This window comes from Thermophagus sp. OGC60D27 (genome assembly GCF_052400625.1).
Lineage (GTDB): Bacteria > Bacteroidota > Bacteroidia > Bacteroidales > Marinilabiliaceae > Thermophagus.
In genome coordinates, this window is record NZ_JBQTGH010000007.1 from 1 (window position 1) to 14,592 (window position 14,592).

At 41.6% G+C, this 14,592-nt stretch carries 11 protein-coding genes; 10 read left to right on the forward strand and 1 reads right to left on the reverse strand.

What is annotated here, in order from left to right; translation table 11 throughout:
- The first annotated feature begins 684 nt into the window (after positions 1–684).
- Together ACT29H_RS09655 and ACT29H_RS09660 are read left to right on the forward strand one after the other, a co-directional pair.
- The gene (locus ACT29H_RS09655; protein ID WP_444821417.1) at positions 685–1,872 is read left to right on the forward strand and encodes a hypothetical protein; all 1,188 of its coding nucleotides are present in this window, start codon (positions 685–687) and stop codon (positions 1,870–1,872) included.
- 403 nt (positions 1,873–2,275) lie between these two features.
- On the forward strand, positions 2,276–2,446 hold the full coding sequence (locus ACT29H_RS09660) for a putative zinc-binding protein (protein WP_444821418.1): 171 nt from the start codon (positions 2,276–2,278) through the stop codon (positions 2,444–2,446).
- A gap of 543 nt (positions 2,447–2,989) precedes the next feature.
- On the opposite strand, the gene carB is transcribed toward ACT29H_RS09660, so the two are convergent.
- Positions 2,990–6,214: a carbamoyl-phosphate synthase (glutamine-hydrolyzing) large subunit gene (carB, locus tag ACT29H_RS09665; protein ID WP_444821419.1), complete on the reverse strand. Its 3,225-nt coding sequence runs from the start codon at positions 6,212–6,214 to the stop codon at positions 2,990–2,992.
- A 491-nt stretch (positions 6,215–6,705) separates the two neighbouring features.
- Here carB and argR point away from each other — a divergent pair, with 491 nt between their 5' ends.
- The 8 genes from argR to proB all read left to right on the forward strand — a co-directional run bounded on the left by argR (position 6,706) and on the right by proB (position 14,566).
- Positions 6,706–7,263, forward strand: a complete 558-nt coding sequence (gene argR / locus ACT29H_RS09670) for an arginine repressor (RefSeq protein ID WP_444821420.1) — start codon at positions 6,706–6,708, stop codon at positions 7,261–7,263.
- A gap of 141 nt (positions 7,264–7,404) precedes the next feature.
- Positions 7,405–8,112 carry a GNAT family N-acetyltransferase gene (locus ACT29H_RS09675; RefSeq protein WP_444821421.1) on the forward strand — a complete coding sequence of 236 codons (708 nt, stop codon included), beginning with the start codon at positions 7,405–7,407 and terminating at the stop codon, positions 8,110–8,112.
- A 336-nt stretch (positions 8,113–8,448) separates the two neighbouring features.
- Positions 8,449–9,663, forward strand: a complete 1,215-nt coding sequence (locus ACT29H_RS09680) for an argininosuccinate synthase (protein WP_444821422.1) — start codon at positions 8,449–8,451, stop codon at positions 9,661–9,663.
- A gap of 77 nt (positions 9,664–9,740) precedes the next feature.
- Positions 9,741–10,706, forward strand: coding sequence for an N-acetyl-gamma-glutamyl-phosphate reductase (gene argC / locus ACT29H_RS09685; protein ID WP_444821423.1), 966 nt, complete (start codon positions 9,741–9,743; stop codon positions 10,704–10,706).
- Positions 10,707–10,913: 207 nt separating this feature from the next.
- A complete protein-coding gene (locus ACT29H_RS09690; protein WP_444821424.1) occupies positions 10,914–12,041 on the forward strand; it encodes an aspartate aminotransferase family protein in 1,128 nt (375 codons plus the stop codon).
- 11 nt (positions 12,042–12,052) lie between these two features.
- Positions 12,053–12,667 (forward strand): NUMOD4 domain-containing protein, encoded by a 615-nt coding sequence (locus ACT29H_RS09695; protein WP_444821425.1) that lies wholly within the window; start codon positions 12,053–12,055, stop codon positions 12,665–12,667.
- Entirely contained in the window at positions 12,660–13,466 is an 807-nt protein-coding gene (gene proC, locus ACT29H_RS09700; RefSeq protein WP_444821426.1) for a pyrroline-5-carboxylate reductase, read from the forward strand. The genes ACT29H_RS09695 and proC overlap by 8 nt, the downstream gene beginning before the upstream one ends.
- The gene (gene proB / locus ACT29H_RS09705) at positions 13,463–14,566 is read left to right on the forward strand and encodes a glutamate 5-kinase (RefSeq protein ID WP_444821427.1); all 1,104 of its coding nucleotides are present in this window, start codon (positions 13,463–13,465) and stop codon (positions 14,564–14,566) included. Before proC ends, proB begins: the two co-directional genes overlap by 4 nt.
- Positions 14,567–14,592 lie beyond the last annotated feature (26 nt).

Genomic DNA, 14,592 nt, shown 5'->3' on the forward strand with positions numbered 1-14,592 from the left:
TCCCAACCTTTGGTATAAGGTTATCCCAACCCCTGGTATAAGGTTATCCCAACCTCTGGTATAAGGTTATCCCAACCTTTGGTATAAGGTTATCCCAACCTCCGGTATAAGGTTATCCCAACCTTTGGTATAAGGTTATGCATAAAATCTGTATGGGTAATTGGCTGTTACGGTCTAATTGTGCCGGTCCGGGCGAATTGTACAAAAAAGGGTTATTCCGGTTTATAAATATTTTTTTGAAGAATGAGCGTTCATGTTGATTCGAGGAGTTGCTCAGTCGGACGAGTATTCGTCGGCAACTGTTCCTTCACCAGTTGGATATTCCGGCACAAGTTCGACGAAAGCGGTGGGGCATTAGGAAGAGGGATAGCCATCTTTAAATTCCGGGATTCGTACCATTGCCTGCCCAACAATCGTTAAGACTGATTTTTTTCTCATAACTGTATTGTTTTAAAGTGAATAATACAGCTATTACGATTTGTGACTAAAAGGATTTATGCTATTTTTGATATGGGCTATCCCATAGGGATTTAGTTCAACAAAACCTATACATAATGCGGGTTTTGGTGCTAAATTGGAAGTGAATGAATATTAACAAATATATCGGTAGGCGGACAGTGAAGTGCTTTTTAATCCCGCACTACGCATAGCTAAACCGTTATAGCCCATTAAAGAACTAAGAGAGTGAGTAGCAGAAAAGAGTTTTTAGAAACATTCGAAGGTCAAAAGTACGAGTACTGGAAAAGGTTTTCCAGAAATTCCATATTTATTACTTATCAAGTTGAACAATTTCAAACAAAAAGAAGTAAAAGTAAAATTGAAAATCTGCGATTCCAGAATTATATTCTTGAAAAAATAATACATGATAAAAAAAGATGTTTTAGAGGTAATGTAGCCGCTGAGTTTATTTTTAAGGTGAATCAGAGAAATGCGCCAGCAGTTCAGTCACTTCTTAAACATTATATTGACTTAATTCAAAAACCATTGAATGATGTAAAAACGAAAAGAGATTTTTTATTATTAAAAGATGATTCACAAATTAAGGCGTTATCATCGCATTATTGGAAGGTTAATAATAATGAGAAACAAGAAATAACAATTATCATAATACCATTTAGAGACTTTGTCTTTAATTTACAGCTTGCTAGTGACTTGCAGTTTGGTAGATTTAAAGAACTTAAAAATAAATCAGATTTTGATAGAAATGGTTATAACAACGAGAATTCAAATTTTTCGGAATATAAAGAAGTAGAACATTTGAGAGGAGTTAATATTGAAGTTGACGGAGAAAAAATAGATTATAATGAGTTCAATCGACAAATTTATATCGAACAAAACAATCAAATATTTTTAAAGTCAAATTCAGATTTATTTGCTAATAGTGTTTTATATCTAATCACAGAACCAGAAGATAATAAGATAGAATTTTCAAAGCTTAGATTTTCTCCTAATAAGATTGGACGCGTATCTGCATTGGAAGGTTGGTACAATATGGATTTAGGTAGTGTGCCAGTCTCTGAGGGCGAAAGTAAATCGTTTAAAGAGGAAATAAAAACAGCCATTAAGGAATGGAAAAGTAAAAATGGAAGGCTTTTACCTAAAAATTCTTCTATTGCTTTGAAATTTTTCTACGAAAAGCCAAGTAAAGTCACCCATGATTTAGACAATTTACTTAGATATGTTTTACCACATTTTAAAGAATTAATAAGTCTTGACAGATATTTTAAAGATGTACCTTCGATTGAAATTTACCAGATACAAACTATATCCAAGAATAAAGATTCTGGTAATTTGTATTTAAGAATTGAAGAGTTTGGGAAAAATAATTTATTTCGAATAACTCAGAGATTGATTGACAAATATAATGAATAACGGGCTATAACAAAGTGTCATATGTAATGCGGGTTTTAGCGGTTTTAGTAGCTGCGGCTCGTTGTTGCAACACCGCCAATTCGTCTTTGACGATTGAAGGAAAATTTGAAATATTGAATAAACGAATTGGCTACGTGCGTATTTGAGAGTTCATCACTTTTAATCCCGCACTACACATACACAAACCGTTGTGTGGCATAAAAGGAGAAGCGTGCCTGTAAGCTTTCCCCAAAACAGGACAATTTAAAAAAGAAGAATAGGTTATACTATTAAGCTGTATTTATAAAAGGAAAAAGATTCACACCACAGATTTCTTGGCTATTAAAAGCGGATGAAGAAGGAAGCCCTGTGGATGAGCTGTTAAGGAAATCCGGGGTCAGCAAAGCCACATTTCAAAAGTCCATTGAAAGATTTAAGAGCCAAAGATATTTTGGTGATTGATGGTTGCCCAAATGCTTGTGGAAAACGAATGTTGGAGCAGCACAACTTAAAAAAATTTAAACATCTTGAGGTAACCGAAAAGGGTTTCAAAAAGGGCAGTTCTCAATCCCTTGGGGATTTGAAACATCAATAAAAATCAATGAAGCAAGGCGCATGCAATCTACAGTGTTTGTTTGGTCGGGGGTGTTCATTGAGTTGTGTCTCTTCCCATTTTATTCGTAATAGATTTTCTAATGCATTTTTTGGGTTAAATCGTTGTTGCAATGGAATTTAAAGTTAGGGGTTAGTCATTCGTCTATTTAGCTCCCCAATCCCTTCAATCCCCTCAATCTCATGGCCTAACAGCCTGTCGGATTAACCACCCAATGGCCTCTTGACCTAAAATCCCCTTCTGCCGGTGTAGTACTTTTGTCCCCATTATTTCATTAGAACGTCGTAATAGAATTTCTTTTAGGTTTCTAAGGGTCACTATTCTTGGTCGTTGAAGATTTGGGAAAAAGCAACGTTTATGGCCATTGGGGATCAATGAAGCAAAAAAGTCGGAATTTTAATCCCGACTTCTGAAATTTATTCACAATTGAACCTATTCCTGAAAAGGTCTGATGGGCAGAACCAGAGGCCTGTTGTTGAAGCCCTGAATCCGAGCTTACAACGATTTACAAGCCCCCCTTTAATGTTAACGGTACTCATCCCAGCTTTTAATCGGAATATCGCTGATGTCCTTCTTGCAGAAAGCATAAATAAATGCGCTGGCAAGTCTGGCATTTGTAATCAAAGGAATGTTGAAATCCACCGCTCCGCGACGAATCCGATAACCGTTTTTAAGTTCCCCTTTAGTCAGGTTTTTAGGAATGTTAACGACCAGATCGATTTTCTTTTCACGGATGTAGTCCAGGGTGTTGGGCTTCATATCCGGTTGGTCGGGCCAGTGAAGCAGGGTGGATGCAACCCCATTTTCTTTGAAAAATTTATGGGTCCCCGTGGTGGCAAAGATATTAAAACCTTTTTCGACCAGAAGTCTGGCGCTTTGCAATAACTCTACTTTGCTTCTTACCGGCCCGGAGGAAATAAGAATGTTCTTTTTAGGAATTTGGTAGCCCACGGCCAGCATGGCTTGTAGAACGGCATCATAGTAATTGTCGCCGATGCATCCCACTTCGCCGGTAGATGCCATATCCACGCCAAGAACAGGGTCGGCATTGAGCAGGCGGGCAAACGAAAATTGCGGTGCTTTTATGCCCACGTAATCGAGTTCAAAGATGTTTCTGGCCGGGCGATCCACCGGAAGGCCCAGCATCACTCTGGTGGCAATGTCAATTAAGTTTATTTTCAAGACTTTTGAGACAAAGGGGAAACTGCGTGATGCTCTCAGGTTACACTCAATGACTTTAATGTCATTGTCCTTGGCCAGCAGCTGCATGTTGAAAGGACCGGAGATGTTCAGAGCTGCGGCTATTTGGCGGGCAATGCGTTTGACCCGTCGGATGGTTTCGATATAGAGTTTTTGTGGGGGAAAAACGATGGTTGCATCGCCCGAATGGACTCCGGCAAACTCGATGTGCTCAGAAATAGCATAAGCAATCATTTCCCCATTTTTGGCCACTGCATCGATTTCAATTTCTTTGGCTTGTTCTATGAATTCCGATACCACCACGGGATATTGTTTGGAAACATTTGCCGCCAGTTGGAGGAAATGGCCGAGCTCTTCTTCGTTTGAAACCACATTCATGGCGGCACCGGACAATACATAAGAAGGACGAACCAGTACCGGATACCCCACCTCTTCGATGAATTTGTATATATCTTCGATGGTGGTGAGTTCACTCCAGCGAGGTTGATCTATTTTTAAGCTGTCGAGAAGAGACGAGAATTTTTTGCGGTTTTCGGCGCGGTCGATGTCTTCCGGGGCGGTCCCTAATATGGGGACATCGTTCTTGTGCAGCCGCATGGCCAAGTTGTTGGGAATTTGTCCTCCCACCGATACAATAACACCTTTAGGCTTTTCCAGATCACAAACGTCGAGTATGCGTTCCAGTGTTAATTCATCGAAAAAGAGACGGTCGCAAACATCGTAGTCGGTACTTACCGTTTCCGGATTGTAGTTGATCATGATCGAACGGTACTTTTGCTGGTTGATGGTGTCGATGGCATTAACACTGCACCAGTCAAATTCTACACTGGACCCAATCCGGTAGGCCCCCGACCCCAGCACGATGACCGATTTTTCATCCTGCTCGAAAGAGATGTCATGATACTCCCCGTTATAGGTTAAATAGAGGTAATTGATCTGTGCGGGGAATTCTCCGGCCATGGTGTCTATTTGTTTCACCACCGGGAGAATGTTTCTCTGTTTTCTGTGTTTCCTAACTTTGAGCAGATGTTCTTCCATCTTATCATCTTCGGGGTTCAGCACCACCCGTGCAATTTGGAAGTCGGAATACCCCAATTGTTTGGCTTTGATTAGAAGCTCATCCGGGATTGATTCGATGGATTTACAGGCCGATAGTTCTTTCTTTAAATCGGTGATGTTTTTGAGCTTATCCAGAAACCATTTGTCAATTTTGGTGAGATGATGAATCTCTTCGACGGTAGTTCCTTTTTGGAGCACTTCAGAGATGGCAAAGATGCGCTGATCAGTGGGGGCTGCCAGTTCGGTTTCCAGATCTATGTCTTTCAGCGGATGGTTGGCCACAAAACCATGCATGCCTTGCCCCACCATTCGAAGGCCCTTTTGGATGGCCTCCTCAAAGGTGCGGCCGATGGCCATGATTTCGCCCACACTTTTCATGCTGGATCCGATCTGTTTGGAAACTCCGGTGAATTTATTCAAATCCCATCTGGGGATTTTGCAGACAATATAGTCCAATGCCGGTTCAAAAAATGCCGGTGTTGTTTTGGTGACGGAGTTCTTCAACTCAAAAAGTCCGTATCCCAGTCCCAGTTTGGCCGCAACAAAGGCCAACGGGTAGCCGGTGGCTTTGGAGGCCAGCGCGCTGGAACGCGAAAGGCGGGCATTTACTTCAATGACCCTGTAATCTTCAGAATTGGGATCCAAGGCATATTGAACGTTACATTCTCCTACAACGCCGATGTGTCGAATAATTTTGATGGCCAGTTCTCGCAGTTTGTGGTATTCCGCATTGCTTAGCGTTTGCGAGGGGGCTACTACAATGCTTTCGCCGGTATGAATGCCAAGAGGGTCGAAGTTTTCCATGTTACATACCGTGATGCAGTTGTTGTAGCTGTCACGTACGACTTCGTATTCCACCTCTTTCCATCCTTTCAGAGATTCTTCCACCAAAATTTGGTTGGAATAGGAGAGTGCATTGTCGGCCCGTTTAATGAGCTCTTCCTCATTCGAACAAAAGCCGCTTCCCATTCCCCCGAGCGTATATGCAGCTCGTATGATGATGGGGTATCCCATCTTGTTGGCGGCTTTTACCGCATCCTGAACCGAATTCACCGCAACGCTTTTGGGTGTTTTGACGTTAATCTCAGCCAGCTTGCCGGCGAAGATCTCTCGATCTTCCGTATCGATGATGGCTTGAATGGGGGTTCCCAATACCTCGACATCGTACTTTTTGAGAATCCCTTGTTCGTATAGTTGAATGCCGCAGTTGAGGGCTGTTTGGCCGCCAAAAGCCAATAATATACCGTCCGGTTTTTCTTTCTTTATTACCTGCTCCACGAAATACGGTGTGACAGGAAGAAAATATATTTTGTTGGCAATCTTTTCCGAAGTTTGAACGGTAGCAATATTGGGATTGATAAGAATGGTTTCTATTCCTTCTTCTTTTAGTGCTTTTAGTGCTTGTGATCCGGAATAGTCAAATTCACCTGCTTCGCCAATTTTTAAGGCTCCCGAACCCAGGATAACCGCTTTTTTTATGTCCTTTTTCATTAGTATAAGATTTGCCTAATTTATTGGTCTAATGCAACTCGTATGACGAACATTTATCTGTTCTCTTTTTCCCGTGGAATTGGGATCAATAGAAACAATTGCTATAGGAATGCTCTTTCCATTCGAGTAAGTGCTGTTTAATTTGTTGGTTCACTGATCTTTCCTCTGTAATTGGTACAAGTCGGGAGAATTCACATCGCCTTCCTTTGTTGGTGTTGCTGTTGCGGCAAAATTCGCCTCGTTTGCTTTGTTGGTTGATAATTTCTTGTTCAGGAAAGATATGGTTTACCTGTTCTTCGGGATACAAAGGTACATTATTCTTTAATAATCACCATAGCGGGCGATTGTTTTTTGCATATATTTTGAATATTTATTAAAAATCTTGAAAGGGGAGATGTTGTTGGAGTTTCGAGTAATTCTTGGTGGCAGTCGATTTGGAGGGGTAAAATAAAAATACAAAAAGATGAATGAATTTTGGATATTTATATAAAATGAATAATTTTGCATTTGTATTGAATATTTATTCTGGGGTTCTTCATATTAAGATTACAGAAGGTTCATTTTATGATATGAAAATAAAAACGCAACGATTAAATCTGATCAAACAATTGATCTTAGAACATAAAGTAGGAAGTCAGGAAGAGTTGTTGAACCTGTTGGAAGCAAAAGGTTTTACCACAACGCAAGCTACTCTTTCGCGTGATTTAAAGGCTCTTAAAGTGGCTAAGAAGCCGGATGTTGAGGGTGGGTACGTTTACGTGCTGCCGGAAGAGGATGACCAAAAAGGAGAGGATGGTAATAGCGATGTTTTTCCCGTTAGTGGGTTGGAATCCATTGAGTTTTCAGGGAATATGGCCATTTTGAAAACCCGGCCCGGTTTTGCCAATAGTATTGCCTCGGTTATCGATAGTCAGGACCCTTTCGAAATTATTGGGACCATTGCCGGAGATGATACTATTTTGCTGATTTGTAAAGAAAGTGTGTCACGGCCCGACGTATTAAATGCTTTGTCGGCCTTTATGCCAGGCATAAAGCGAAAGTTGTTGTAGAAAATCAGCTGTAAGTTATTCTGGAGGGAACTCTCAGATGCCCCTGTTGTGAATTAGTGATATTTTGTTGGGGAGGGAGCTGAGAGTTATTGTGTTGGGGATTTTTGTCCCTTCGAGCGTTTAAAAACTAATTGTCAATTGATGTCACAGATAATAAAAAAGAATAATAAAATAGAAATACATATTGCTTCGGAGAAGCATTTGTCATATGTTGATACCATTTTGGCTACAATAGAAAAAGCGGCCAAAATCAGGGGAACCGGAATTGCCCGTAGAAATCCGGACTATATCCAAAAAAAAATGGTTGAAGGAAAAGCCATTATTGCATTGGATGGAAGTGAATTTGCAGGGTTTTGCTACATTGAGTCGTGGGGCCATGAGAAGTTTGTTGCCAACTCGGGATTGATCGTGGAAGAGAAATACCGAGGACAGGGGCTGGCCAAAAGAATTAAAAGAAAGGCCTTTGAGCTTTCTAGAAAAAGATATCCCAACGCTAAAATCTTTGGACTGACAACCGGGTTGGCGGTTATGAAGATTAATTCTGAGTTGGGATATAAGCCGGTGACCTTTTCTGAATTAACGGATGATGAGGAGTTCTGGAAAGGGTGTCAAAGTTGTGTTAATTACGATATTCTGATGCGGACAAACCGAAAACATTGCCTTTGTACGGGAATGCTTTTCGATCCGGCCAAAGATGCCAAGCCCGAACCTTTAGCACCCAAGCGCCTGAGTGTTTATGGCCGATGGCTCAGATTTAAACAGTTTGTTTTCTTGAAATCGAACCATATCAATAAGAAAAAGGGTAAGCGAAATTTGTTGAAGAGTCTGTTTGCTGCATTGTTTGCCTGATGGATCTGCGTGGGCAGAAATTGGAATGCAGGTGCAGGATTGGAACAACTAATGGCGGAAATTTATCGGTAGAAAAATAATTTCTACCCATTTCCCCGGAATTGGGTTGCTTTAAATTAATATTTGAAATAAACTTTAGACCAATGATGCGAGCTTGGCAAGAATTGTGATGAATATGTTAAATTGTTGCATGCCTGCTTCATTCGGCCGATGACCTAACTGAAATGTATACAAATGAAACGAGCATGATCAACTTAAGTTTGTCACCACAAGACTGTGAATAAACTAGGTCAAGCGAGTTCCATCAGACTAATAACTTAAATTAATTTTATACTGATGAATGAAAAAGTAGTGTTGGCTTTTAGCGGTGGCCTGGATACATCGTTTTGCGTTAAATACCTGAAAGAGGAAAAAGGGTTGGATGTATATTCGGCTATCGCTAATACCGGTGGTTTTCGGGAAGAGGAACTTAGCGCCATTGAAGCGGGCGCCCGACAACTGGGGGTGGCCGATCACGTAACATTGGATGTAACTGATCTCTATTACAGGAATTGTATTCGTTACATGGTTTACGGGAATGTACTTAAAAATAATACTTATCCGTTATCGGTCTCTTCGGAGCGTATTTTCCAGGCAATGGCCATTGTTAACTATGCCCGAAAAATCGGAGCAAAATATATTGCTCATGGAAGCACCGGGGCCGGAAATGATCAGATTCGTTTCGATCTTACCTTTCAAATTCTTGCACCGGAAGTAGAAATATTAACCCCCATCCGGGATCTTACCCTTTCTCGTGATGAGGAGATCGAATATCTTAGCAAACGGGGTATCAAAAAAGACTGGGCTAAGTTGGCTTATTCAATCAATCAAGGCTTGTGGGGAACCAGTATTGGCGGAAAAGAAACCCTCACAACCGATCAGGGTTTACCCGAAGAAGCTTATCCCAAGCCTCTGAAAAAGCAGGAAAGCGAAGAACTGGTTCTTAAGTTTGAAAAAGGTGAGTTGAAAGCTGTGAATGGAGAGACCTTTGCCAATCCGGTAGATGCCATTAGAAAAGTGGAAGCCATTGGCTCTGATTATGCCATTGGCAGGGATATCCATGTCGGGGATACCATTATCGGAATTAAGGGACGTGTGGGATTTGAGGCGGCAGCTCCCCTGATGATCATAAAAGCGCATCATTTGCTGGAGAAACATACTTTGACCAAATGGCAGTTGTATTGGAAAGAGCAATTGGGAAACTGGTACGGCATGTTGTTGCATGAGGCGCAATATCTGGAACCCGTGATGAGAGATATCGAAGTATTTCTGGAACATTCACAAAAAAATGTGACCGGGGAAGTTATCCTAAAACTGTATCCCTATCGCTTTGAAACCGTCGGCATTCGGTCGCCTCATGATTTGATGGTTAGTGGTTTTGGAGATTACGGCGAGGTGAACAAAGAGTGGGATGGAAACGATGTGAAAGGGTTCACAAAGCTAATGAGTAATTATCTGAAAATATTCAATAAGGTCAATGGTTTTGATGTGGAAACCGGTACCCCCGATTGATGAATGAAGTGGTTTCGGAAACAGACAGACCGGAAAGTAATTTAATCTGAAAATTAACGATCCAAATTTTTTAAAGAATGATAAAGGCAGGTATTGTAGGTGGTGCCGGTTACACTGCCGGCGAGCTCATAAGAATATTATTGAGGCATCCGTCGGCAGATATAGTATGGATTCACAGTAGCAGTAATGCCGGGAATGATGTGTCGGACGTACATGCCGATTTGGTTGGTGAATGTGAACTGACGTTTACTGATCAAATGAATTTTGAAACGGTGGATGTTATATTTCTCTGTATGGGGCATGGAAAATCGGCCTTATTTATGGAAGAACATCGGTTGCCGAATCATCTGAAAGTGATAGATCTCAGTAACGATTTCAGACTCAACCGTGACAATAATGAATTTATTTATGGGTTGCCAGAGGTAAACCGACCGAAAATACGTGGATGTCGATATCTTGCCAATCCGGGCTGTTTTGCCACTTCTATTCAGTTGGCACTTCTCCCCTTGGCTGCCAGTCATTTGCTTGATGAAATTCATGTTCATGCCATCACCGGATCAACGGGTGCCGGGCAGGCGCCGTCGGCAACAACCCATTTTAGTTGGAGAAATGGGAATGTGTCGGTTTATAAGGCATTTGGGCATCAGCACCTGAGTGAAATGAATGAAACCATGAGGGAACTAATGCCGGGCTTTGATAAAGCCTTTAACTTTGTTCCGCTGCGCGGGAATTTTACACGGGGAATACTGGCGTCGGTTTATCTCGATTGTAAATTGGAGGAAGCTGAGGCCATGGATCTTTATCAGAGGTTTTACAGTACGCATCCATTTGTTACCATTTCCAAAAAGCCTGTTGATGTGAAACAGGTGGTGAATACAAATAAATGTTTGTTACATATTAAAAAACATGGCAGCAAGCTTCATATGGTAAGTGTTATCGATAATCTTACCAAAGGGGCATCCGGTCAGGCTGTTCAAAATATGAATTTAATGTTTGGTTTGGATGAGTCGGAAGGATTACAATTGAAGCCAGTGGCTTTTTGAGATAGATAGAGGGTTGTTTTTACGGTTTAAATTTAGGTGTTCATTTTTTTTTTTTTTAATCCCACGTTTCTTCCGGCCTGTTGTCGCTGCATTCAGTGAACTGCAGCGACAATCCCAAGCCAATTTTAAATAGTGATTGTGAGCTGTTTGTCAGATCTTTGGATTTGAGCAATGGCTTTTTTATAACGGTTATTAAAACTAAGTTTCATGGAGTTGTTTGACGTTTATCCGCTAATGGATGTAAATCCCGTTTCTGGTAACGGTTGTTATATTACCGGCGAGGACGAGACCGAGTATCTCGATTTATATGGTGGCCATGCTGTGATTTCAATAGGTCATTCTCATCCTCATTATATCCGGCGGATAGGGCAACAACTGAGCCGTATTGGTTTTTATTCCAATTCTGTGATTAATCCGTTGCAAAAAGAACTTGCTGAAAAGTTGGGGAAAATATCCGGATTGGACCAATACCGGCTTTTCCTTTGCAACAGCGGGGCAGAGGCCAACGAAAATGCGTTGAAGTTAGCCTCTTTCGTAACCGGGAGGAGTCGCGTCATTGCATTCTCTAAGGCATTTCACGGACGGACTTCAGCAGCGGTGGGGGTGACCGATAATGATGCCATCCGTTCACCATTGAATCAGGGAATGGATGTTGTTTTTTTACCGTTAAATGATCTTGATGCAGTCAGTAAAGAATTGAATAAAGGGGATGTGTGTGCGGTGATTATTGAAGGAATCCAGGGGATTGGGGGTATAAATGTGCCGGAAATTTCGTTCCTGGAAGATCTTCAAAAGTTGTGCAATAGATCAGGATGCAAACTAATTCTGGATGAGATTCAGTCGGGATATGGGCGAAGTGGACATTTTTTTGCGTTTCAAGAAGCTAACATCGAACCAGATATAGTAACAACCGCCAAAGGAATGGCCAATGGTTTTCCAATGGGAGGCGTATTAATTAAGTCCGATATTGAAGCCAAGCATGGTATGTTGGGATCTACCTTTGGTGGCAATTACCTGGCCTGTGCCGCCGGACTGGCAGTCCTGGAGGTGATAGAGTCAGAAAACCTGATTGATAATGCTGCCGAAACCGGAAACTTTTTGTTGTCAGAGCTTCGGAAAATCGACGGTATAAAAGATGTAAGAGGAAGGGGCCTGATGATTGGTCTGGAATTCGACACACCCGTCAAAGAGCTTCGTCAAAGGCTACTGAAAGAAGCGCATATTTTTACCGGAGTATCGTCCACCAACATCATCCGACTTCTGCCGCCCTTACCCCTGACCATTCGTCAGGCTACGGTTTTCCTGACGGCTCTTAGGCGGCTTTTGGCACCGTAAACCCTTTCGTTATGATTAATTCGTACTGGAATGAAGAATGGAAAGAGATTCCTTTTCAAAAAGGAGCATTACGAAAACGTTATGCGATTTCGAATTATGGACGTGTAGTTAGTTTTAGTGCCGATGATAGAAGTGATGCACAGCTGGTGAAGGGAGGTGTTATTAAAGGTTACAAGACATTGCCCCTGAGACCTTTTGGGCGATCACGGACTTTGTACATTCACAAACTGGTGGCGGAGCTGTTTCTTAAAAAGAAATCGGAGATGCAGAAATATGTCATTCATCTCGATTTTAATAAATGCAATAATTATGTGGAAAATTTAGCCTGGGCCGATAAAAAGGAAATGTTCAAGCACCAACAAAAAAACCCTAGCGTGGTCGACGGACGGAAAAAACTTAAAGCATCCCGACGATGTGAAGGGGGAAAGCTTACCGATACCCAGGTTATGTTGCTGAAAAAGAAAATTACTGATCCCAACCGAAAGACAAAATTGAAAATTATTGCCAGGCAGTTTGGCATCAGTGAGATTCAGTTGCACCGCATAAAACGTGGAGAAAACTGGGGACATATCAAAATTGATGAATCCCAATTTACGAAAGACAAAAACCCGCAAGTTGATGATTAAAAAAATTGCAATTATTGGAGGTGGCAACCTGGGCGCTGCGATAGCTAAAGGGCTGGTGAAGGCTGAAACACCTTTTAGGGGAGAACTGGTCGTGACCCGGCGAAGAATACATCTCATTAAGAATCTTGAATCAGATGGCATTAAAATTCAGTCAGATAATGTGGACGCTGTGAAAAATGCCGAGATGGTCATCCTGGCTGTGAAACCGTTTCAGCTACAAGAGGTGATCAGCGAAGTGTTACCCTACATGGATGATTCGGCTTTATTGGTTTCATTAGCAGCAGGAGTGGATTCCCAACAGATATCTGACATGTGTCAGGGACGCAAAAGCATATTTAGGGTAATGCCAAATACAGCCATATCAATAGGTCAGTCAATGACCTGTATTTCTTCTTTTCATTCGACGGAAGCGGAGAATAAGGTGGTTCAGGAGTTGTTTGAAACCGTCGGAGAAGTTCAGTTTATTCCGGAAGAGTTGATGTCATCCGCGACGGTGCTGGCAGCATGTGGTATTGCCTATGCATTAAGATTTATTCGTGCTGCTACCCAGGGGGGAGTGGAAATAGGATTTGGTTCCGAGCTTGCACTTAAAATTGCCTCTCAGACGGTTAAGGGAGCTTCTGAGCTAATTATTAGGGGACAGACGCATCCTGAGGCTGAAATTGATAAAGTAACAACCCCCAGAGGAATTACCATCTCCGGCTTGAATGAAATGGAACATCAGGGGTTTAGTTCTGCATTGATAAAAGGGGTGATTGCCTCCTTTGAGAAAATTGAAAATGCTACAAAAAAGAAGTGAAAAAGAATAATTTGAATTATAAATCCATCACAATAAAAGTTGGTTCTAATGTTCTGGCCCGGGAGGATGGGTCATTGGATGTTCAAAGAATAGATCATCTTTCCAAGCAGATAGGATGGTTGCATAAACAGGGCATTAGTGTTATATTGGTTTCTTCAGGGGCCGTTGCTGCCGGAAGAGATGCCATCAAAAATGGGTTTTTTAAAGATCCGGTCTCGCAAAGACAATTGTTGTCCTCAATCGGTCAGGTGAAACTGGTTAATATTTATTCGAATTTATTCGAAAAACAGGGGATTACCAGTGCACAAGTGTTGGTTACTAAGCAGGACTTCAGTACTCGGGAACATTATTTGAATATGAAGAATTGTTTTTCCGTGTTGAGGGAAAATGATATTGTTCCTATTGTCAATGAGAATGATGCCGTTTCGGTTACAGCACTGATGTTTACCGATAATGATGAACTGGCTGGATTGGTCTCATCCATGATGGATACCGATGCTTTGTTTATTCTGAGTAATGTCGATGGAATCTATTCGGGGGTTCCTGGTGAAGCAGGTTCCCAACTTGTGCGCGAAATCAGGGAGGGAAGAGATAGTCCGGAAGACTATATTTTGCACACGAAGAGTGACTTTGGTCGTGGAGGGATGTTGACAAAATGCAGAATTGCCCAAAAAACAGCGGCATCCGGCATTGCGGTTCATATCGCCAATGGAACACGAGATAATATTATTGTGGATCTGGTCAATGATGCAGAAAAAGTTCCTCATACCTGGTTTGTGCCAAACGGTAGACGACCGGCCATCAAAAAGTGGATGGCTTATGCCGATGGGTTTGCCAAAGCAGAGGTTGTCATAAATCGGGGTGCAAGAGATGCGCTTATCGGACCAAAAGCCACAAGTCTTTTATTGGCTGGCGTGGTCTCTTTGAAAGATGAGTTTAAAAAAGGAGATCTTTTGCGAATCAAGGATGAAGAGGGGCTGCTAATTGGAATTGGAAGGGCGCAATACGATCGTTTCGTCGCGATTAGACATATGAAAGATCAAAAATATAAACCTTTGGTACATTACGATTATTTATTTATCTACCCCAATGTGACTTGAGCAAAGAAAGTATTGTTTATGAGTTG